This is a genomic window from Streptomyces sp. NPDC088354 (assembly GCF_044753585.1).
Classification (GTDB): domain Bacteria; phylum Actinomycetota; class Actinomycetes; order Streptomycetales; family Streptomycetaceae; genus Actinacidiphila.
Map to the genome: position 1 here is coordinate 1 of NZ_JBIVNJ010000050.1, position 21,021 is coordinate 21,021.

Consider the following 21,021-nt stretch of genomic DNA (forward strand, 5'->3'; position numbering starts at 1 on the left):
ACAGTGCGGTCACGAGGGTGTTCAGTTCTGTCGTCACAAACGGATCTTGAACACCCTCTCTTCATGCCCGCAGCCATTCGGACAGACTCGTCTAGGCATTCCGGCGCCCGCGGCCGCGGTGGCGACCGCGGAACCCGGGCAGTACTTTGACTCACGACAGCTTTCGCATGCTTTGTACGGAAAGGGCATTCCCGCCGGGCCCGCGTGGCGCACAGGCAGCCCGGGCCCGGGCGCACGAGGAGCGGCCGGAATCGCGGAGGATGCGATGCGCGAATGAACGCGGAACGCCAGTCGGTCTGTTCGCGGTTCCTGCCGGCGCTCGTCCTCATCCCGATCCTGGCCGTCATGGCCGGGCTCTTCGCCGGCTCGTACAGCTTCGCCATGGCCCATCCCACGCCGCACCGCGTGCCGGTCGGGGTCGTCGACGAAGCGCCCGCCGTGGGGACCTTCGTGGCGCGCCTGGACGCGGGGCTGAGCACCCAGTTGGAGGAACGGCGCTTCGCCACCCGCGCCGCGGCCGTCGAGGCCGTGGAACGGCAGCGCATCTTCGCCGTGCTGCAGGCCGGGCCCGGCGGCAGAGGCGTCACCCTCGAACTCGTGCCGGCCGCCGGCGCCTCGGTGGCCCGGGTCCTGGCGACCGCGGCGCCCGGCGCGGCCGCGCAGGCCGGCGTACCGCTCACCGTCACCAGCCTCAAACCGCTGCAGCCCGGCGACCCGCAGGGCCTGGCCATCTTCTACATCACCCTGGCCGCCATCATCATCGGCTTCGTCGGATCCGGCCAACTCACCGTGCACGCACCGGACCTGCGGCCGCTGGAGCGCCTGGCGGCGATCGTGGCCTACTCGGCGCTCGGCGGCTTCGCGATCTGCGCCGTCGTGGACTGGGGCCTTGACGTGCTGCACCTGCCGTTCTGGGAGTCCTGGGGCATCCTGACCATGACCATGGTGACGTCGGCCCTGGTCTTCACGATGTTCCACATCCTCTTCGGCCGCTGGGCGATCCTGCCCACCTGGGCACTGATGGTCGTGCTGGGCAATCCGTCCTCCGGCGGCGCGGTGTCCTGGCCGCTGCTGCCGCAGCCGCTGGGCGCCATCGGGCGCTGGCTCCCGCCCGGGGCGTCGGTCAACGCCCAGCACAACGCCATCTACTTCTACAGCCACCAGTACGCCTTCCCGTTCCTGGTGCTCATCGGGTGGACCCTGCTGGCCGCGGCGGTCTACTGGATCCGGCGCTACCGCCACCGCCCGGCGTCGTGATGCCCCGGCGCGTCGCGTCCCGGGCCTCGTCCGGCGGGGTCTCCGCGCGGCCTCCTCGGCGCCGGCGTGCGGTGACCTTCGCCACGTCGCGGTCGCGCCGGGACGCGGTTCCCGAACGGGCGAAGTGCCCGAAATGCCGCGCCGGGGAGGGCCTGCGGGAGGCCCGGGCGGAACCGGGCGGCGGGAAGGGGCGGCGGACGGCTGTGAGCCACGTCCTGTCGGCACCCCGGCGAGCGTCCTACGCTGGCCGGCCAGGCACGCCCCTCGCGGGCGCGCCAGTGCTCGCGACCGCAATGACGCGCCGGCAGAGGACCACGGCGGGCACATGTGAAGGACGGTTCACGATGCCCACTGATCTCTCGCCATTCATCGCCGCCGCCACGCGCTGGCTGCTCTCGGCGTTCCCGCCGGCGGCCGGCCCGCTCAACCACGCCCTGGCCGAGGCCCAGGCGTGGCAGGCGGCCACCATCGCCGCCGCCCTCCGCTACCCCACCCCGCTCGACGCCGAGCTGCTCACCATGCTCGGCCCCGGCGGCTCCGGCCGCCTGGACGCGGTCACCGGCGCCGACGTCCACCCGACGGCGGACGACGACCGCGTCTGGCGGACCTGGGTGGACGAGACCGTCGTGAGCTGGGCCGCCTGCCTGCTCGCCGACGTGGAACTCGCCGCGGCCGCGGCGGCCTGCCTGGCCGCGACCCACCACGGCGCGGGCGGCTCCGGCGCCGTGGGCGACGCTCGCCGCCTGACGATCCCCAGCCCCCGCGACCACAGCGCGGCCCCGCTGCTCCGCCACCCCGACCTCCTGGGCCCCATCGCCGGCCTCCACCGCGAGGGCCTGCTCGGCCTCCTCTACGCCGACCCGACGGGCGACACCTCCCTGCGGGCGTAGGGCGCGCACCGCCGGCCCACGGAGCGTCCCCTCCCTGCCGGCGTCGCACGGACGGGTTCTCCGGCGTCAACTCCGCTCGTCGCCGGTGGACTTCGCACGGTCGGGGATCCTCCGCGCCCGGACCGGAAACGCATTGGCCGCGCCGGGCGTGCAACCTGCCACGCACATTTGGGAGTACCTAAGGACGGACGTCCCCACGGCGGCCACCACATCCGGTGACCGCCGCAGGCCGGCGCGCGGGCCCAGCGCGCCGGCCGCCGAGGACCGCCCGGCGCAGTGCCGGGCACCGGCTGCAAGGAGAAACTCCCCATGGCTCTCAGTTCAGCAAGGAAGGCCGCCCTGGCCGCCGTCATGGCGACGGTGGTCGGCGCGCTCTCGTTCGGCGCCTCCGCGATGGCGGCCGCGCCGAGCCCGGCCGCTTCGGGCCCGGCCGTCCACCGGGCCGCGGCGCCCGCTCCCGGCTCCGCCGCCGCTGCCAGCGCGCACCGGCAGGCGCCGCGGGTCGTCACCCAGCTGATCGGCAAGGGCCGGGTGGACGGCCGGCGCTGGTCCGTGTCACTGGAGTTCCACCGCACCCTGCCCAAGGGCTACACGCTGCCCACGCTTCCCGGCGGCGACACCGTGCCCGGTGACGCCCTGCTCTGCCAGCGCATGTACATCGGCGGCGTGCGCATCGACCACCAGGGCGGCCCCTGGAGCGACTGCCAGCCCGTCACCGGGGCCCACGACTCCCAGGGCAGCGGGAGCCTGGGCCTGTGGGGCCTGCAGGACAAGGGCACCACCGGCACCCGGCTGATGGTCTCCACCCCCGGCCCCGAGGTCGCCTACGGCGTGCTCCACCTCTCCGACGGCACGCGGGTGCGGGCGAACACCGTCACCCTGCCGGGCACCGACTACCGCGGCTGGGCCGCGCCCATAGCCGACGGCCAGACGATCGATGCGGTCGACGAGTACGACGCCCAGGGCAAGCGCCTGAGGCACGACACCTTCTGGCACTGACCACCGAGGCGAAGGACGGGCACTTCCTGCCGTGCAGTCACGTGATCGCAGGGCCGCCGACAGCGGACCGGACGCGGAGTTCTCCCGCTTCGTCGCCGCCCGCTGGCGATCCCTGACCCACACCGCGTACCTGCTCACCGGCGACTTCCACGAGGCGGAGGACCTGGTGCAGACGACACTAGCCCGGGTGTACCCGCACTGGCGCCGACTGCGGCCCGAGTCCGCCGAGCAGTACGTGCGGCGCGCCCTGGTCAACACCAACCGCAGCCGGCACCGCCGCCGCAGGATCGCCCATCTCCTCCTCGCCTCCGTGCCCGACACCCGCCCCGTCCCCGACGACGGGGCGGGCGTCGGCGCCGTGGACGGGAACGACGCCCTGGCCCGCCTGCTGTCCGTCCTGCCCGAGCGCCAGCGGGCGGTCGTGGTGCTGCGCTACTGCGAGGACCTGTCCGCCGAGGAAGTGGCCGACGTCCTCGGCTGCTCGGTCGGCACCGTGAAGAGCCAGGCGTCCCGGGCCCTGGCCAGACTGCGCAGCGACGCCAGGCTCGCCCCTCCCCACCGGCCCGGCCGCCCCCTAGAGGCACGATGACTCCCGACCCCGAGCAGGAAGACCGGCTGCGCGCCGCCTTCGCCAGGTCACGCGACGCCTACCCCTCGTCCCGGCCGCCCGTCGAGCGGATCCTGACCTTCGCGCGCACCCGCAGGAGGCGCCGCCGGGCCGCGGCCGCCGCCACGGCCGGAGCCGCGTGCGTGCTCACCGCCGCCCTGACCCTGCCGTTCCTCGGTTCGCACCCCTCGGCCGGCCCCGCGCACACGGGCTCCCCTTCCGCGAGCCCCACCGCCACCGGCACGGCCCGCACCCCCGACACGGTCACCGTCCGCGTCGCCGAGGGGACGACGGACGGTCAGCCCTGGTCGGTGGCGCTGGAGTTCCACCGCACCCTGCCCGAGGGCTACACCCGGCTCGTCCTCCCCGACGGCAGCACCACTCCCGGCGACGCCCTGCTCTGCCAGCGCATGTACATCGGCGGGGTACGCATCGACCACCAGGGCGGCCCCTGGAGCGACTGCCAGCCCGTCACCGGCACCGACGACCCACAGGCCGGCGGAAACACCGGCCTGTGGGGCCTGCACGACAAGGGCACCACCGGCACCCGGCTGATCGTCTCCCACCCCGGCCCCGAGGTCGCCTACGGCGTGCTCCACCTCTCCGACGGCAGCCAGGTGAAGGCCTTTGTGATCACCCTCCCCGGTACCGGGTACCGCGCCTGGGCCGCCCCCGTCCCCGGCGGACTGACGATCACCTCGGTCGACGAGTACGACGCCGGCGACCGGCGGCTCGGCCACTACACCGACTGGCGCTGAGCCGGCCGGCGGTCGGCACTTCCGCGGGCCCGGATCAGGCCGGTTTGCCCTGCCCGTCCACCGGCCGCCCGTCCTGACCGGGGCTGCCGGCACCGGGGCTGCCGAGCCGGCGGTCGAACCACGCCCGGGTGCGCCGGAGCAGGTCGAGCAGATGGCCGCGTTCACCGATCATGTGGCCCTCGCGGGGGTAGGTGACGAACTCGTGCTCGACACCGAAGTGCCGCAGTGCGCGGTGGAAGAGGACGGCCTGGCCGATGGGCACATTGGTGTCGTGCTCCCCGTGCAGGATCAGCACCGGGGTGCGGATCCTGGACGCGTACGAGATCGGGCTGACCCGGTCGTGCGGGTGCGGGCCCGGTCCCTCCCAGCCGACGCTGCCGCTGACGCCGGCCTCGTTGGCCGGTCCCCATTCGCCGGTCGCGGCGAGCATGCCCCAGTCGCTGACCCCGGCACCCATCACCGCGGCCTTGAAGCGGTCGGTCTGCCCCACCGCCCACGCCGCCATGTACCCGCCGTGGCTCCAGCCGCCGATCCCGAGCCGGTCCGGGTCCGCGACGCCCTCCGCGATCAGCAGGTCGATGCCCTCGGTGATGTCGGTCCACTCGGCACCGCCGGCCGCCCCCGCCGCCATCGCCGCGAAGGGATGGCCGTGGCCCTCGCCGCCGCGCGGGTTGGGCAGGAAGACGGCGTACCCGGCGGCCGCGAACCACTGCCCCGGCGGCAGGTCGATGTGGAACTGGAACTCGTCGGCGTAGCGCCCGTACGGGCCGCCGTGCACGATCGTGATGAGCGGGAAAGGGCCGTCCTCGCGGCTCCGGCCGGGCGGCAGGAGCAGCAGCCCGTCCAGAGCGAGGCCGTCGGACGCCTTGTAGGACAGCCGTTCCTGACTCCCCCACACGACGTCGCGCAGTTGCGGCCTGGTGTCGCTGACCCGGGCCAGCGCACCTTCGGGGGACCCGGCGTGCACGTCCTTCGGCTCATGGGCCGTGCCCGCCATCACGGCGATCGTCCCACCGGACCCGCTCACGCTGAGCGCGTGGACGATGCCCTGCCTGCTGAACAGCCGCCGGAACCGCAGGTCCCGTGGGTCCAGCCGGAACAGAGCGGTGTCCAGGCCGTCGGCGAACAGCGCCAAGGGCGGGCCGTCGGCGGCTTGCACCAGTTCGGTCGGGCAGACGACCATGTCCGCCGTCAGATTGCGGTGCTCCGCGGCGGGGCCGGCCTCCGGAACGGCGACGTCCAGGACCGCGCTGCCGCCCACGGTGCCGGGAGGAGTGGTCGTCAGGTAGGCCAGGTGCCACCCGTCGTCGGCGGCCCACCAGGCCGGCGAGCTCGCATCCAGCCCGGCGGGGCCGAGGTCGTGCACGGCCCCCGACACCGGGTCCACCACGTGCAGTTCGGCGGTGGACAACCCGGGATCGATGTCCGGGCTCGACCAGCTGACCACCGCCAGCGGGCCGCCGTCCGGGCGCTGCGCCATGTGCACGACGTGCCGGTCGCCCAGTTGGTCCACCACGCGCAGCTCACCACTGCCGAGATCGAGCAGCCGCAGGCGGGCGAAGGGCACCCGCTCGCCCCACACCTCGGCGTCGTCCCCCTCGGCCTCCCTGCGTTCGTCCTCCGCGTCGGGCTCGTCCTCCGCGATCACGGCGACCGTGCGTCCGTCGGCCAGCGGCAACTGGCCCGCGATACCGCTCGCCCAGGACGTGAGGGTCTCCGTCTCCCCGCCCCCGACCGGTATCCGGTGCAGCTGGCCGCCCGCGGTGAAGAACAGCGACGCCGAATCCGGCGCCCACCGCGGTGCGCCGTACCGGCCCGTCCCCTCGGTCAGCCGTCGGGAAGGCGCGCTCCCGTCGGCGGACGCCAGCCACAGGGTGCTGGCCGGGCGCTCCCGGACGCCTATCGTGCTCGCCGCGTAGGCGACCGCGCGGCCGTCCGGCGAGATTGCCGGGAACCGTGGCGCGACGCTGTCCACGATCAACTCGGCCAGCGATGTCAATGTCCTCTCGGTCAACCCGGTCAATTCGCCTACCCCATCCGTCCGTGACAACCCGACTGCAAAGGACCTTCATAACGTTCGGGTCGCGGCCCTGTCAGCGGTTCTGCCCACCGGGCGGCTCGCGGCGGCGCGCGGGGGCCAGGGGCGACGGTTCCCAGGACAGGCGCGCGCCGCTGGCGCGGGCGATCACGCGCAGATGGGGACCCGTGCTGCCGATGTACCGGGTCCGCCGCTCCCTGCGCGGCCACGCGTAGGCCGGGACACCGTCGTCCAGCAGGTCCGTCAGCCGCGGTGGCCCAGCGACTCGGCCGAGAACGCGTAGAGCGCGGGCAGCCGCGGGACGATCAGTCCGTAGTCGAGCATGCGGGCGAGGGCGTGCTCGTCGAGGACGGTCTCGTCGATGGGTGTGGTCACCGGATAGTCGGGCGGGAAGGACCGGCCGAGGTCGAGGAACATCCGGACGGCCCGGTGCCGCGGGTCGGCCAGCAGGGGCCCGAAGGCGGCCGCCCGGCCGAGCGCGAGGCGCGGCCGAGCCAGCATCGCGTGGGTGAACAGGACGCGCAGCAGCGCGACGTTCATCATGAACCGCTCCACCCGCGACTCGGCGGCGGCCAGGTCCTCGCGCTCCAGGTAGCCCGCGACGATGCTGGCGTTGTGCGCGCGGTACCAGCGGCCGGGGTCGGGTGCGCGGAGAAGTGGACCCGGAACTCGACGCTGCGGGCGCCGGCCGCGGCCGTGTTCCCGGCGCACAGCAGGTGGGCCTCGGTCTTGTCCCGCAGCAGGCGTTCGTTGACGGCCCGCCACCAGGGACTGCCGGGCCGCTCGGCGGTTTCCGGCGCGAGCACGACGCGGGCGAGCGACCAGCGCATGAAGCTCAACTCGGCATGTCCGTACCGGCGCCGTGGCCCCGAGGCCACCTGGTAGAACTCCCGCGCCGGCGCGTACCGTCCGGCGGGGTCGTCCCGTACGCGCGCGACCCGTTCCTCCGCGCGTGAGGCCGCGTCAGTCACGGCTGCTGCTCGATCGGCTCGGCGTCATACGAAGAGCTCACGGCTCGCGGGACCGGAACGTCACCGTACCCGCGGCGCGGACGGATCCCCTTGATTCACACCGCCGTCCGCGCCGGGTACCCCGCTACCGAGCCTTACGGCCCCTACGGCTCCTACGGCTGCCGCTGACCGAGGACACAGAACTCGTTGCCCTCGGGGTCCACCAGGACCACCCACGACTGGTCGCCCTGGCCGATGTCGACCCGCTTCGCGCCATGCGCCTCGAGGCGAGCCACCTCGGCATCCTGGTCATCGGGCCTGAAGTCGAGATGCAGCCGGCTCTTGGCCTTCTTGCTCTCAGCGAGCCGGACGAAGTCCAGCCCCGGCAGGCGATCGGGCTCCGGGCGGATCTCGAACTCATCGTCGGAGGAGTGGACCACGACCCAGCCGAGGGCCTCGGCCCACCATTGCCCGAGGGCCGCCGGATCCTCCGAGTGGACAACTACCTGTTCCCATTCCAAGGCCATCCGCCGAGGTTAGACCTGCCGCGGCCCCGAGCACCAGGCACTTGGGCCGCCCCGGCCGGCGGTGTCCTGGGCCGCTGAACGCCTCGGCGTCGACAGCGACCACACCCGCCTCACACAACTCGCTGCCCTGCGCTACGGCTCGACAGCAAAGAGGGGGATGGTTGGTGGCGGCGGGAGGAGCACGCCACGAAGCCGGTTGAGCGTCGTACGCCATTGCCTGCCGTCTCGTGGGTCGATCCAGTTCGACGCCGATCCGCATTCGTCACTGACGACGCGGGCAAGGGCTTCGTCCGCCAGGGTCCGGAGGTCGAGGGGGAAGTTCGGCATGGGTGTTTCAGGGCCGTAGGGCGTGTCGACTGGTTCCCCGCCCGGACACTGCGCCGCGATCAGTGCCGCGGCGGCCACAGCCTCCTCCGCTTCCGTGAGGCAGCCACTGGCCTCCACGGTACGGGTGAGTACGCCCCGGACCAGGGCTTCACGTTCTTCGGGCTGGGCGTTGTCGAGAGCGTGGGCGAAGTCCGCGGCACTGTCGTTGTCGAATGCGCCGGTAGCCCAGGTACCCATGATGATCTCCTCGTACGGCTGGGCCGGGAGCCTCGCACGAGCCACCGACAATGCGACCACGACAACGACCGGGCTCGGACACTCACCGGGCGCGGTCCGCCCGTCCCACACATGTCCCGCAGCCGCAGGCCGGCCCCCGGATCCCTGTCCACAGCCGCTCGGAGGGTTCATGCGTGAACGGGACGGAGCGAGACAGGGGCCCCCACCGGCCGAAGCAGGCAAAACAGCCCCTGCTCTGCGTTTCCGCAGTTCAGGGGCTGTGTTTCCACTGTGGCGGCGCCAGGATTCGAACCTGGGTAGGCTAAGCCGACGGATTTACAGACCGCGTGGCATGGCGCCCTGACCAGCGGTAATCCCAGTTGTAGGCCCACCTGCCCCACGCCAGTCCCACGGCTGCACGACGGCGCCCCGTACCCACCTGGGTTTGACGTACCTGTTCTCCCAGACGTGTGTCCGCCAACGTCTTGAGGATCCACTTCGACAAGCCTCGGCAAGCTGCGCGTTCATAGAGGGACAGGGGGCCCGGGTTCCCATGCGCGGGCCTGGCACCTCGCGCCTGATCGCAACATGAGGCCACTGGCCGTACACCGGAGTGTCGCCCGCAGTTCAGTGTCAACCCTTAGCCTCCGTCAGTTGATCACGCCCTGTGGTCAATCAAGTCCGGTAGGGGGAACACACTTGCGCATACGCAGACTGGCGGGGGCAACTGCACTTGCCACATTCGCCGCATCACTGACCTTGTTTGCGAGCCCAAGCCCGGCACAGGCCGCGGACAGCGTCATCCTGCCGGTCACGTCGCACTGGCAGACGCTCGCCGACAACCACCACGTATACGTCAGCGCACCTGGCGATGACGCCGTCGTGGCCACCGATCACGACGGCCGCGTGCTCAAGACGGTCGAAGGGCTCGACGGCGCCCGCGGCATGACGCTGTCCGGTGACGAGTCGACCCTGTACGTAGCCTTGCCGGACGCCGACGCAATCGCTGCCATCGACACCACCACCCTGACCGAGACCCGCCGGTTCGCCACGGGATCCGACACGGAGCCGGAAAACCTCGCCGTAGCGGGCGGGAAGCTCTGGTTCTCCTACCAAGCGACCGTTTTCGACGCCGGCATCGGCTCGATCAGCGTCGCCGACACCGATCCGGTGGTCGAACTGGACCGCAACCCTGTGTGGTACGGCAAACCACGTCTCGCCTCCTCGCCGGCTCGCCCTGACAGGCTCGTCGCCGCGGAGAGTACGGGTGCACCGGGGATGCGTACGTACGACGTGAGTTCCGGATCCGCCCAGGAGGTCGCGTACACGGACGCTGCCTTCCGCGTCGACGACCTGGCCATCACCCCGGACGGCGAGACCGCCGTCACCGCGGCGTGACCCGACTCCCACCAGCAGTGGCGTATCTCCGACTTGACCGAGATCGGTAAATACGAGACCGGTACCTATCCCAGCTCGGTGGCCATCGCCCCCAACGGCATGGTTGCCGCGGGCATCACGATCGGCGGCCCCTCCGACATCTACCTTTACCAGCCTGGCTCGACCGCGTCATTCCGCAAGATCGCGCTCTCCTGGCCTCGCTGGGACCTGCTGGCGCGAGGGGTGACCTGGGCTCCAGACGGCAACCGCCTGTTCGCAACCCGCTTCCCGTACTCGGGCGAGGTGATCCTCGACGTCGTCACCGACGTCCGCAAAGCCTCCGGCGACATCACCTTGCAGGGACCGGAGACAACCCCGCTCGGACAGCGACTGACCGTCCACGGAACGCTGACCTCCCTGGTTCCGCTTCCGGCGCACGCCCGGGTCACGGTCTCGCGCGACTACGAGCCGATCGCTACCGCTCGTGTGGCAGCCGACGGCACCTTCAAATTCGTTGATCGCCCGCCCCTGCCGAGTACGCACCTATACAGCGTCACTTACGCAGGAGACTCCGACCACGTCTCAGGAAGCGCCGAGATCGTCATTGAGGTCGTCGGCTAAGCACAACGATCCTCATCGGGCCCGGCGCGCTGGCGCCGGGCCCGACTCAATGAGGTGAACAGGCGATTCGGCTTGACGGTCACCTTTACAGACCGCGCGGCTCATGGCCCCTGACCTGGCATTTTCCACCGACACCACACGGTCGTCCCACACCGGCCCCACGCACTCCCACGGCATGGGAGACCCAAGAGCTACCGCAAGGCTTGCCGCTCATCGGCTTCAGACATCAGCCGGTCGCTGGTGCCCGCACGCCAGCTTGGAGCCGTGGGCGTCAACCACCTCGTAGTCAAGTATGGCGTTGTAGGGGTCGCCGTCCTCGTAGAGCCACACTGTGAGAAGGTCCGCCGCCACGACCACCGAGAACTCGACATTGCTCTGCTCTCGGATCGGCACGACGGTGAAGGAGTCTCCCGGCTTCATCCAAAAATCCTCGCCGTACGGCTCGATGAACAGGCAGACATCCCTGTCCCCCCGGTTCTGGACCGGTAGTCGGTTCTTCACACGCTCCGCCCCTGCAGCCGCCGGTCATGAGAGTCACTCCGTACGGTAACGGCCTCACCCATGACCACCGATCAGCAAGTGGATCAGCCCATCCGCCCGCAGTCGTAAAGCCGGCCCCGTTCTGCCCACGTTGCCGGGTCAACCGACCAGCATCAGGGCGCGGCAACGCCTGCGCCTGAGCAGCGGCGACGTCCTGCGCCGCAGCCTTTGAGTGTGAACGTCCGATTCCGCTTGACGGTCGGCTTTACAGACCGCGCGACCCATGTCCCCTGGACTGGCAATTTTGAGGGACACCGCCCTGTCGTCCCATGCCCGTCCCACGTGCGCTCCAGTCTGACGCGCCATCAACGGGGCTCGTGAGCATCGCTTGACAAGTTCCACCCGCAGAGCTCTCGTGCAGACCCTAGGGGCCCCGACCGCGAGTACGCGGCATGCGCCCGGGTGAGGTCGTATGGCTCCGCCGTGCGAACTGTGACCTGCCTGCCGAGGGCTGGGGAACGCTGCGACTCGACGGGTCACGGCCGCGTGTCGGGAGTTCCTGGACGGACTCCGGCAAGGCACATGATGAGCGTGGTCTGAAGCGACGCCCGAGGAAGGAAGTCCGGTCGGTCCCGATCCCTCCGTCGCTGGTGGAGATGCTGCGCGAGCATCTGGAGACCTACGGCACGACCCCCGACGGGCGCCTGTTCCGGACCGCCCGGGGCGGCCTGGTGCAGGAGAGCGGGTACGGGGAGGTCTGGGCGCGGGCCCGCAAGACGGCACTCACGGCGGAACAACAGATGTCGGCATGGCAGCTCGCCCCTACGACTTGCGGCACGCGTGCGTATCCCTGTGGCTCAACTCTGGGGTGGACCCGATGGAGGTCGCGCGGCGCGCCGGCCACACCGTCGCCGTACTACTGAAGGTCTACGCAAAGTGTCTCGACGGGGCGACGACGATGGCGAACGCCCGGATCGACAGGGCACTGGAGAACTGGGGGTGATCGGAATCTCCGTCCCACACATGTCCCACAAGAGCTGGTCAGCACGCGGAATCGGGTGAGACAGAACGGGGCATACCCCACATCTGGGGCAGCCTGCCGTTCGAGTACGAAGAAGGCCCGTGGACAGCATCTCTGCTGGTCACGGGCCCTTCATTTCCTGTGGCGGCGCCAGGATTCGAACCTGGGTAGGCTAAGCCGACGGATTTACAGTCCGCTCCCATTGGCCACTCGGGCACACCGCCTGGGAAGTGTCTCCAGAGGCCGTTTTGCGTGGTCCCCGTGGCGACGTCGTAAACAATACCCGATGCGTGGGGGTGCTCCGCCACCCTATTGATCAGCGCCTCCGGCGGGTCGGATGGCTAGGCTTGCGGGAGCGGCCCGGTGGTGGGTCGCGGACCTGACGGATCAGAGCCAAGGAGCCAACAGAAGATGGCCGACTCCAGTTTCGACATCGTCTCGAAGGTCGAGCGGCAGGAGGTCGACAACGCCCTCAACCAGGCCGCGAAGGAGATCTCGCAGCGCTACGACTTCAAGAACGTCGGCGCTTCGATCGCGTGGTCCGGGGACAAGATCGCGATGCAGGCCAACTCGGAGGAGCGGGTCAAGGCGATCCTCGACGTCTTCGAGACGAAGCTGGTCAAGCGCGGGATCTCGCTGAAGGCGCTGGACGCGGGCGAGCCCCAGCTGTCCGGCAAGGAGTACAAGATCTTCGCGTCGATCGAGGAGGGCATCTCCCAGGACAACGCGAAGAAGGTCGCCAAGATCATCCGCGATGAGGGGCCCAAGGGCGTAAAGGCGCAGGTGCAGGGCGACGAGTTGCGGGTGAGCTCGAAGAGCCGCGACGACCTTCAGGAGGTCATCGCGCTGCTCAAGGGCAAGGACCTGGACTTCGCCCTGCAGTTCGTGAACTACCGCTGACCGCGGCACGCCGAGGTCCCGGCCGGAGGAGGCGGCCGGGACCTTTGTCGTAGGCCGACGGGTCCGCGAGGTCGCCGGGGCGCCGGCACGGGTGGATTCGGGCGGGTTCCTCCCCGTACGCAGACCGAGGTGAACGGGAGGGGCCGCCATCGTGAACCGCCCCGGCATGCGTAGGGTCGTTCGTTGAAGGTCTCCTCGGGCCCACCCTCCACGTGGGACCCGGGCAGTCGTCTCGAGGATGGAGCCGGGCAATGCAGAACCGCACCGCAGTGGTGGAAGACCTGATGGGCCGCTTCCCGCACGTGCCACGCGAAGCGGTCATCAAGGAGGACCTGCTGCGTGGCGGGATCGCGTTCGACGATTCCGCGCTCAGCGGTGGTGACGACGGCGACGTGAAACCGAAGTCGTACTTCATCTTCTCCTTCGACCACCGCACGCTGCCGGAGCTGGGCGCCGCCGCGCTGAACCGCCCGCCCGAGGAGATCGTGCTCACCGGCGGTCCGTACGACCTGCGCCGCACCGTGGTGTCGGTCCGCGTCAACCCGGCCTCGCCGTACCGGGTCCAGGCCGGCGGCCGCGGGGTGCTGGGGCTGTACCTGGACGGGGTGCGCATCGCGGACGTGGGCCTGCCGCCGATGCCGGACTACTACCGGCACACCCTGGAGAACGGGAAGTCGGTGATGGAGGTCGCGCCGACGATCCAGTGGGGCTACCTCATCTACCTGACGGTCTTCCGCGTCTGCCAGTACTTCGGCGCCAAGGCGGAGTGCCAGTACTGCGACATCAACCACAACTGGCGCCAGCACAAGGCGGCCGGCCGTCCGTACACGGGCGTGAAGCCGGTCGAGGAGGTGCTGGAGGCGCTGGAGATCATCGACAAGTACGACACGGCGAAGACCTCCACCGCGTACACCCTCACCGGCGGGGCCATCACCAGCAAGGTGGCGGGCCGCGACGAGGCCGACTTCTACGGGCACTACGCCAAGGCCATCGAGGAGCGCTTCCCCGGCCGCTGGATCGGCAAGGTCGTCGCCCAGGCGCTGCCCAAGGAGGACGTGCAGCGCTTCAAGGACTACGGCGTGCAGATCTACCACCCCAACTACGAGGTGTGGGACCGCCGGCTGTTCGAGCTGTACTGCCCCGGCAAGGAGCAGCACGTCGGCCGCGACGAGTGGCACCGCCGCATCCTGGACTCCGCCGAGATCTTCGGCCCGCGCAATGTGATCCCGAACTTCGTGGCGGGCGTGGAGATGGCCGAGCCGTTCGGCTTCACCAGTGTCGGCGAGGCGATCGACTCCACCGCCGAGGGCCTGCGCTTCTTCATGTCGCGCGGCATCACGCCGCGCTTCACCACCTGGTGCCCGGAGCCGACGACGCCGCTCGGCAAGGCCAACCCCGAGGGCGCGCCGCTGGAGTACCACATCCGGTTGCTGGACGTGTACCGCGCGACGCTGGAGGAGTACGGCCTGTCCTCGCCGCCCGGGTACGGTCCGGCCGGTCCCGGCAACGCCGTGTTCTCCGTCAGCTCCTTCATGGACAGCATCCCCGCCGCCGCGGCCCCGGTCGGCTGAGGTGGCCACGCTCCTGATCGTCCATCACACGCCCTCGCCCCATCTCCAGGCGATGTTCGAGGCAGTGGTCGCGGGCGCGACGACGGACGGGATCGAGGGTGTGGACGTCGTACGGCGGCCGGCGCTGTCCGCGACCGCCTCCGACGTGCTGGCGGCGGACGGCTACCTGCTCGGCACGACCGCGAACCTGGGCTACATGTCGGGGGCGCTCAAGCACTTCTTCGACCAGGTCTACTACCCGTGCCTGGACGCGACGCGCGGCCGCCCCTTCGGCTACTGGGTGCACGGCGGGAGCGACCTGACGGGGACCGTGCGCGGGATCCGGTCGATCACCACGGGTCTGGGCTGGGAGCAGGCGGCGGCCGAGGTCATGGTCACCGGCGAGCCCTCCAAGGGCGATCTGGAGGCCTGCTGGGAGCTGGGGGCCGCCCTGGCGGCCGGGCTGTCCGCCTAGCCCGCCCGGGCCCCGCCCGGAGCCCGGCGGGGCCCCCGCCCCGACGTGCCGCCGCCGGGGCCCCGTCCTACCGTGGAGGAGGAGAGAGGGGCACGCGATGGCACCCCGGGTCCTCGACGACACGGCACTGGATGCGCTGCGTTCCGGCCTCGACGGGGAGGTCGTCACTCCGGGCGATCCGGCGTACGACGAGAACCGCACCGTCTTCAACGCGATGATCGACCGGCGTCCGGCGGTCGTCGCGCTCTGCGCGTCGGCCGGGGACGTGGCGTCGGCGGTCGGTTTCGCGCGCGGGCGCGAGCTGGAGATCGCCGTGCGCGGTGGCGGCCACAGCGTCGCCGGTACGTCCCTGACCGACGGTGGTCTCGTGGTCGACCTGCGGCGCATGCACGCGGTGGTGGTGGATCCCCGGGCGCGTACGGCGCGGGTCGGCGGCGGCGCCCTGATGAGTCATCTGGACCGCGCGGCGCAGCCGTACGACCTGGCCACCACCGGCGGCCGGGTGTCGACGACCGGGGTGTGCGGCTTCACCCTGGGCGGCGGTTCGGGGTGGCTGGAGCGCAGGTTCGGGCTGGCCTGCGACAGCCTGGAGGAGGTCGAGCTCATCACGGCGGACGGCACCATGGTGCGCGCCGCGCAGGACGAGAACCCCGAGCTGTTCTGGGCTCTGCATGGCGGCGGCGGGAACTTCGGCGTCGTCACCTCGCTGACGCTGCGGCTGCACCAGGTGCCGCGGATGACCGCGGCCCTGTTGCTGTGGCCGCCCGAAGCGGGGCCGGAACTGCTGCGCGCCTACCGGGACTTCATGGAGTCGGCGCCACCGGAGGTCGGCGGCGCCATGCTCTATGTGACGGCCCCGCCGGAGGACTTCGTCCCGCCGCACATGGCCGGCACCATGGTGGCGGCCGCCCTGGTGACGTACATCGGCCAGGAGGAGCCGGCGCGGGAGCTGATCGCGCCGCTGCTGGCCCTCTCCCCCGAGGGCAGCATGATCGCGGAACTGCCGTACGCGGAGCTGCAGGGCATGTTCGACGACCCGCCGGGCTACCGCAACTACTGGTCCGCGGAGTACCTGGAGTCGCTGCCGGACGAGGCCGTGGAACGCTTCTGCGCCAGGTCCCGGGCGATGGTCGTCCCCTCCCCCTCGCAGCAGGTCCTCTTCCCCTGCGGCGGCGCCATGACGCACGGCCCTGACGACTACCCGCTGCCCTGGCGCCGTGCCGCCTGGGTGGCCCACCCCTTCGGGCTGTGGGAGAACCCCGCGGACGACGGCCGGGCGCGGCAGTGGGCCCACGACGTGCGCGAGGACATGAAGCCGTGGTCCACCGGCGCCGTCTACCTCAACTTCATCGGCGACGAGGGCGCGGGGCGGGTCATCGCCGGGTTCGGCGCGCACAATCTCAGCCGGCTCGCGCGGGTGAAGACCGAGTACGACCCGGACAACGTCTTCCGGCTCAACCACAACATCGCGCCCGGCTGAGCCCTCCCCCGCGGACCGCCGCGCCTCACTCCTCGACGGGGACGATCTCGCGGCCGAGCGGCACCAGGGAGATCGGCACCATCTTGAAGTTGGCGATGCCGAAGGGGATTCCGATGATCGTCAGGCAGAAGCCGATGCCGGCGACGACGTGACCGATGGCGAGCCAGATACCCGCGAAGATCAGCCAGATGATGTTGCCGATGGTCGAGGCGACGCCGGCGCCGGGGCGCTCCACCGTGGTGCGGCCGAACGGCCACAGCACGTAGTTGGCGATGCGCAGCGAGGCGATGCCCCACGGAATGGTGACGATGAAGACGAACATCAGCAGGCCGAGCAGGGCGTAGCCGATGGCCATCCACAGCCCCCAGATGATCAGCCACACGACGTTCAGGACGAGGTTGATCGGCTTCATGCTGTCAGCCTCCCACGGGAGCGCGGGCGGTGCCCGCGAGGGATCGGTGACCGGCACTCAGGGGCGGTGACCGGCCATCTCCTCCAGCCGGGCGATGCGCTCGGCCATCGGCGGGTGGGTCGAGAAGAGCTTGGACGCGTCGCCCGGGCGGAACGGGTTGGCGATCATCAGGTGGCTGGTGGTCTCCAGCCGCGGCTCGGGCCGCAGCGGCAGGCGCTTGGTGCCCGCGTCCAGCTTGCGCAGGGCGGAGGCCAGGGCGAGCGGGTCCCCGGTGAGGCGGGCGCCGGAGGCGTCGGCCTCGTACTCGCGGGAGCGGCTGACGGCGAGCTGGATGAGGGACGCCGCCAGCGGGCCCAGGATCATCAGCAGCAGCATGCCGAGCAGGCCGGGGCCCTCGTCGTCGTCGGAGCGGCCGATGGGGATCAGCCAGGCGAAGTTGACCAGGAACATCACGACGGAGGCCAGGGCACCGGCGACCGAGGAGATGAGGATGTCGCGGTTGTAGACGTGGCTGAGCTCGTGGCCGATGACGCCGCGCAGCTCGCGCTCGTCCAGGATGCGCAGGATGCCCTCGGTGCAGCACACCGCGGCGTTGCGCGGGTTGCGGCCGGTGGCGAAGGCGTTGGGGGCCTCGGTCGGGGAGATGTAGAGCCGCGGCATCGGCTGCCGGGCGGCGGTGGAGAGCTCGCGGACCATCCGGTAGAGGGCCGGGGCCTCGAACTCGCTCACCGGCCGCGCGCGCATCGCCCGCAGGGCGAGCTTGTCGCTGTTCCAGTAGGCGTACGCATTGGTGCCGACCGCGATGACGAGCGCCACGACCAGTCCCGTCCGGCCGAAGAAACTGCCGATGACCAGGATGAGTGCCGACAGTCCGCCGAGGAGCGCGGCGGTCTTCAGCCCGTTGTGCCGGCGGTGCACGGTCACCCTCCAAGATGTGCAGCAGGAAGACGTTTTCTCCGTTTTCCTAGGAGAACCTCCTGTAAGGGCCAACGCCACCGGGGGGACGTTAGTTCCCTTGTGCGCTTTCCACAGGATGCTCGGAGCGAGTGCTCAGAGCAGCGTGCTCGACGCGAAGCGCAGGACGAGCTGCGGCGCACCCGACAGGGCGACCCCGATGACGGCGGTGAGCGCGATGGCGGCCGTCAGGGGGGCGGGGGTACGGGTGCGCTCGGCGGCCGCCGGCCCCGCGGCCGGGGCCTCGGCGCGGGTGAAGAGCAGGGCCGTCCAGCGCAGGTAGTACACCAGGGCGATGACGACGTTGACGGCCGTGACGGCGGCCAGCCAGCCCAGGCCCGCGTCGACCGCCGAGGAGAAGACGGCGACCTTGGCGAAGAGGCCGATGACGCCCGGCGGCAGACCGGCCAGGCACAGCAGGAAGAAGGCCATGGAGAGCGCCGCGAACGGGTGGCGGGCGTACAGGCCGCGGTAGTCGGTGAGCCGGTTGCCGGGCGCCGTGCGGGCGACGAGGGCGGCGACGCCGAAGGCGCCGAGGTTCACGGCGCCGTACATCAGGGCGTACGCCAGGGTGATGCCGACCTGGCGTTGCGGGTCGGCGTACGCGGCGGCGGCGATCGGCACCAGGAGGTAGCCCGCCTGGCCGATGGAGGACCAGGCCAGCAGGCGCACCGCGCTGCGCGACTGGCCGGGGCGCTGCCGCAGGGCGGCGACGTTGCCGACGGTCATGGTGAGCGCGGCCAGGACCGCGACGACGGGGCCCCACACGTGCGCGTACGGCTCGAAGGCGACGACCGTCACCAGGATGAGGCCGGAGAAGCCGGCGGCCTTGCCGACGACCGACAGGTAGCCGGCGACGGGCAGCGGGGCGCCGGTGTAGGTGTCGGGCACCCAGAAGTGGAAGGGGGCCACCGCGAGCTTGAAGGCGAACCCGACGACGGTCAGGGCGGCGCCCGCGGCGGCGAGGGCGTCCAGGCGCGGATCGACCGCGTCCAGGCCACGGGCGATGGCGTTCAGGTGGAGGCTGCCCGTGGCGGCGTAGACGAAGCTGACGCCCAGCAGGGTGACCGCGGTCGCGGCGACGGAGGTGAGGAAGAACTTCAGCGCCGCCTCGCCCGACAGGCGGTCGCCGCGGCGCAGGCCCACGAGCGCGAAGGAGGGCAGTGTGGTGACCTCCAGTGCGATGACGAGGGTCGCCAGGTCGCGGGAGGCCGGCAGCAGCGCCGCCCCGGCGGCCGAGGACAGCAGCAGGAACCAGAACTCGCCGGCCGGCATCCGGTCCGTCAGGTGGACCGAGAGCAGCGCGGCGACCAGCGCCCCGGCCAGCACCAGCAACTGCACGACCAGGGTGAAGTGGTCGGCGACGTAGGAGCACTCGCCGGGACGGCCGGCCAGGCAGAAGGTGGTGCGGTCGCCGTCCAGCAGCGGCAGCAGGCCGAGCCCGGCCAGGACCAGGCCGCCGACGGTGATCCAGGCGAGCACCTGCTTGCGGCCCTCGGGCAGGAACAGGTCGGTGACGAGCACGACCAGCGCGGCCGCCGCGGCGATGGCGGGCGGCGCGATCGCCGCCCAGTCGACGGACTGGATGACGGAGGTGGCGAGGGGGCTCATCAGCTGCCTCCAAGCAGGGAGCGCACGGCCGGGTCGGTCAGGCCGAGCAGGACGGCGGGCCACAGGCCGGCCAGGACGGTGAGGGCGACCAGCGGGGTCCAGGCGGCGAACTCGTAGCCCCGTACGTCGGCGAGGGCCGGTGCACCGGTGACGGTGTCGCGGTCGCCCATGCAGACCCGGCGCACGACGACCAGGAGGTACGCGGCGGTCAGCAGGGTGCCGAACGCGGCGATCGCGGTGAACGTGAGGTACGCGCCCCGGTCCAGGCCCGCGGCGGGCTCGAAGGAGCCGAACATGGCCAGCATCTCGCCCCAGAAGCCCGCCAGGCCCGGCAGGCCGAGGGAGGCGACGGCCGCGAAGGCGAGCAGCGCGCCCATGCGGGGGGCGCGGCCGTAGAGCGCGGCGCCGGTACGGCCCGCCAGGCCGTCCAGGTCGGTGGTGCCGTAGCGGTCCTTCAGGGCGCCGACCAGGAAGAAGAGGAGGCCGGTGATCAGGCCGTGGGCGATGTTGGCGAAGAGCGCGCCGTTGACGCCGGTCGGGGTCAGGGTGGCGATGCCCAGCAGGACGAAGCCCATGTGGCCGACGGAGCTGTAGGCGATCAGGCGCTTGAGGTCGCCGCCGGTGCCGCTGCGGGCCAGCGCCAGGCACGCCAGCGATCCGTAGATGATCCCGACGACGGCGAAGGCGGCCAGATAGGGCGCGAAGGTCCGCATGCCGTCGGGGGCGATCGGCAGCAGGATCCGCACGAAGCCGTACGTGCCCATCTTCAGCAGGACGCCGGCGAGCAGCACCGATCCGACCGTGGGGGCCGCGGTGTGGGCGTCGGGGAGCCAGCTGTGCAGCGGCCACATCGGGGCCTTCACCGCGAGACCGATGCCAATGGCGAGGACGGCGATCAGCTGCGTGGAGTGACTGAGTGCGGCAGCGGGGCCACTGTCAGTGGCGAGTGCCACCATGTCGAATGTGCCGGCCTTCACCCCGATGAGGAGCAGGCCGAGCAGCATGACCACGGAGCCCAGCAGTGTGTAGAGGATGAAGCGGAGGGCGGACTTCTCCCGGTTCTCGCCGCCCCAGCGGGCGATGAGGAAGTACATCGGGATCAGGACGGTCTCGAAGGCCAGGAAGAAGAGCACCAGGTCGAGCACGGCGAAGGTCGCCAGCGTGCCCGACTCCAGCAGGAGCAGGAGCGCGACGAACGCCTTCGGGGACGGGCCCGCGGGCATCTTGAAGTAGCTGTAGAGCGCGCAGAGGAAGGTCAGCAGCGCGGTCAGGACGAGGAGGGGGAGGCTGATGCCGTCGACACCCAGGTGGAGGTGGATGCCGAGCGCCGGGATCCAGTTGATGTCGGTGGTCGCCTGCATCGTCGCCGGCCGGCCGTGGTCGAACCCGGCGGCCAGGACGACGGTGAGGGCGAGCACCAGACCGGTGACGGTCACGCCGTGGCGCAGCACGGCCTGGTCGGGGTTCTTGCCCTTGAGGCCGGGCGGGGGCGGCAGCAGGGCGCCGGCGGCCCCGAGCAGCGGCAGGACGACGACGGCCGCGAGGACGTACGGGAGGACGGTGTCGTTCAC

The 21,021-nt window shown here is 71.3% G+C and carries 21 protein-coding genes, 1 tRNA gene and 1 pseudogene; 12 read left to right on the top strand and 11 right to left on the bottom strand.

Annotated features, from left to right (window positions below):
* Positions 1-273: 273 nt before the first annotated feature.
* From ACIP98_RS37615 to ACIP98_RS37635, 5 genes are all read left to right on the top strand, one after another.
* Complete coding sequence (locus ACIP98_RS37615) at positions 274-1,257, top strand: ABC transporter permease (protein ID WP_401980767.1); 984 nt, start codon at positions 274-276, stop codon at positions 1,255-1,257.
* 344 nt (positions 1,258-1,601) lie between these two features.
* Positions 1,602-2,147: a hypothetical protein gene (locus tag ACIP98_RS37620; RefSeq protein WP_319658448.1), complete on the top strand. Its 546-nt coding sequence runs from the start codon at positions 1,602-1,604 to the stop codon at positions 2,145-2,147.
* A gap of 309 nt (positions 2,148-2,456) precedes the next feature.
* Positions 2,457-3,146 (top strand): hypothetical protein, encoded by a 690-nt coding sequence (locus ACIP98_RS37625; RefSeq protein WP_401980770.1) that lies wholly within the window; start codon positions 2,457-2,459, stop codon positions 3,144-3,146.
* Between the two features lie 31 nt (positions 3,147-3,177).
* A complete protein-coding gene (locus ACIP98_RS37630; protein ID WP_319658446.1) occupies positions 3,178-3,735 on the top strand; it encodes a SigE family RNA polymerase sigma factor in 558 nt (185 codons plus the stop codon).
* On the top strand, positions 3,732-4,511 hold the full coding sequence (locus ACIP98_RS37635) for a hypothetical protein (RefSeq protein WP_401980773.1): 780 nt from the start codon (positions 3,732-3,734) through the stop codon (positions 4,509-4,511). The genes ACIP98_RS37630 and ACIP98_RS37635 overlap by 4 nt, the downstream gene beginning before the upstream one ends.
* Positions 4,512-4,545: 34 nt before the next feature.
* On the opposite strand, the gene ACIP98_RS37640 is transcribed toward ACIP98_RS37635, so the two are convergent.
* The 5 genes from ACIP98_RS37640 to ACIP98_RS37660 form a co-directional block, all read right to left on the bottom strand.
* A complete protein-coding gene (locus ACIP98_RS37640) occupies positions 4,546-6,510 on the bottom strand; it encodes a S9 family peptidase (RefSeq protein ID WP_401980775.1) in 1,965 nt (654 codons plus the stop codon).
* A 282-nt stretch (positions 6,511-6,792) separates the two neighbouring features.
* Entirely contained in the window at positions 6,793-7,092 is a 300-nt protein-coding gene (locus ACIP98_RS37645; RefSeq protein ID WP_401980778.1) for a hypothetical protein, read from the bottom strand.
* A complete protein-coding gene (locus ACIP98_RS37650) occupies positions 7,089-7,520 on the bottom strand; it encodes a hypothetical protein (RefSeq protein ID WP_401980780.1) in 432 nt (143 codons plus the stop codon). Before ACIP98_RS37650 ends, ACIP98_RS37645 begins: the two co-directional genes overlap by 4 nt.
* 152 nt (positions 7,521-7,672) lie before the next feature.
* Positions 7,673-8,026, bottom strand: coding sequence for a VOC family protein (locus tag ACIP98_RS37655; RefSeq protein WP_401980782.1), 354 nt, complete (start codon positions 8,024-8,026; stop codon positions 7,673-7,675).
* 132 nt (positions 8,027-8,158) lie between these two features.
* Positions 8,159-8,590, bottom strand: a complete 432-nt coding sequence (locus tag ACIP98_RS37660; RefSeq protein ID WP_401980784.1) for a DUF4259 domain-containing protein — start codon at positions 8,588-8,590, stop codon at positions 8,159-8,161.
* Positions 8,591-9,268: 678 nt separating this feature from the next.
* Between ACIP98_RS37660 and ACIP98_RS37665 the strand changes: the two genes are divergently transcribed.
* Together ACIP98_RS37665 and ACIP98_RS37670 are read left to right on the top strand one after the other, a co-directional pair.
* On the top strand, positions 9,269-9,967 hold the full coding sequence (locus ACIP98_RS37665; RefSeq protein ID WP_401980787.1) for a YncE family protein: 699 nt from the start codon (positions 9,269-9,271) through the stop codon (positions 9,965-9,967).
* Positions 9,968-10,000: 33 nt separating this feature from the next.
* Positions 10,001-10,567 (top strand): hypothetical protein, encoded by a 567-nt coding sequence (locus ACIP98_RS37670; protein ID WP_401980790.1) that lies wholly within the window; start codon positions 10,001-10,003, stop codon positions 10,565-10,567.
* Between the two features lie 219 nt (positions 10,568-10,786).
* Here ACIP98_RS37670 and ACIP98_RS37675 read toward each other — a convergent pair whose 3' ends face one another.
* The gene (locus ACIP98_RS37675) at positions 10,787-11,068 is read right to left on the bottom strand and encodes a hypothetical protein (protein ID WP_401980792.1); all 282 of its coding nucleotides are present in this window, start codon (positions 11,066-11,068) and stop codon (positions 10,787-10,789) included.
* A gap of 434 nt (positions 11,069-11,502) precedes the next feature.
* Here ACIP98_RS37675 and ACIP98_RS37680 point away from each other — a divergent pair.
* Positions 11,503-12,050, top strand: a pseudogene (locus tag ACIP98_RS37680) (site-specific integrase); the annotation flags it as partial.
* Positions 12,051-12,210: 160 nt separating this feature from the next.
* On the opposite strand, the gene ACIP98_RS37685 reads toward ACIP98_RS37680, so the two are convergent.
* Positions 12,211-12,292 (bottom strand) — tRNA-Tyr (locus ACIP98_RS37685).
* Between the two features lie 187 nt (positions 12,293-12,479).
* Here ACIP98_RS37685 and ACIP98_RS37690 point away from each other — a divergent pair.
* From ACIP98_RS37690 to ACIP98_RS37705, 4 genes are all read left to right on the top strand, one after another.
* Positions 12,480-12,968 carry a YajQ family cyclic di-GMP-binding protein gene (locus ACIP98_RS37690; protein WP_319658439.1) on the top strand — a complete coding sequence of 163 codons (489 nt, stop codon included), beginning with the start codon at positions 12,480-12,482 and terminating at the stop codon, positions 12,966-12,968.
* A 251-nt stretch (positions 12,969-13,219) separates the two neighbouring features.
* Positions 13,220-14,539 (top strand): radical SAM protein, encoded by a 1,320-nt coding sequence (locus ACIP98_RS37695; RefSeq protein WP_401980795.1) that lies wholly within the window; start codon positions 13,220-13,222, stop codon positions 14,537-14,539.
* Position 14,540: 1 nt separating this feature from the next.
* Positions 14,541-14,993, top strand: a complete 453-nt coding sequence (locus ACIP98_RS37700; RefSeq protein WP_319658437.1) for a flavodoxin family protein — start codon at positions 14,541-14,543, stop codon at positions 14,991-14,993.
* Positions 14,994-15,090: 97 nt separating this feature from the next.
* Complete coding sequence (locus ACIP98_RS37705) at positions 15,091-16,473, top strand: FAD-binding oxidoreductase (RefSeq protein ID WP_401980798.1); 1,383 nt, start codon at positions 15,091-15,093, stop codon at positions 16,471-16,473.
* 25 nt (positions 16,474-16,498) lie between these two features.
* On the opposite strand, the gene ACIP98_RS37710 is transcribed toward ACIP98_RS37705, so the two are convergent.
* From ACIP98_RS37710 to ACIP98_RS37725, 4 genes are all read right to left on the bottom strand, one after another.
* Positions 16,499-16,885: a YccF domain-containing protein gene (locus tag ACIP98_RS37710; RefSeq protein ID WP_319658435.1), complete on the bottom strand. Its 387-nt coding sequence runs from the start codon at positions 16,883-16,885 to the stop codon at positions 16,499-16,501.
* A 57-nt stretch (positions 16,886-16,942) separates the two neighbouring features.
* Positions 16,943-17,803 carry a zinc metalloprotease HtpX gene (gene htpX / locus ACIP98_RS37715; protein ID WP_319658811.1) on the bottom strand — a complete coding sequence of 287 codons (861 nt, stop codon included), beginning with the start codon at positions 17,801-17,803 and terminating at the stop codon, positions 16,943-16,945.
* Positions 17,804-17,935: 132 nt separating this feature from the next.
* Positions 17,936-19,450 (bottom strand): NADH-quinone oxidoreductase subunit N, encoded by a 1,515-nt coding sequence (locus ACIP98_RS37720; RefSeq protein ID WP_401980800.1) that lies wholly within the window; start codon positions 19,448-19,450, stop codon positions 17,936-17,938.
* Positions 19,450-21,021, bottom strand: a complete 1,572-nt coding sequence (locus ACIP98_RS37725) for an NADH-quinone oxidoreductase subunit M (protein ID WP_319658433.1) — start codon at positions 21,019-21,021, stop codon at positions 19,450-19,452. The genes ACIP98_RS37720 and ACIP98_RS37725 overlap by 1 nt, the downstream gene beginning before the upstream one ends.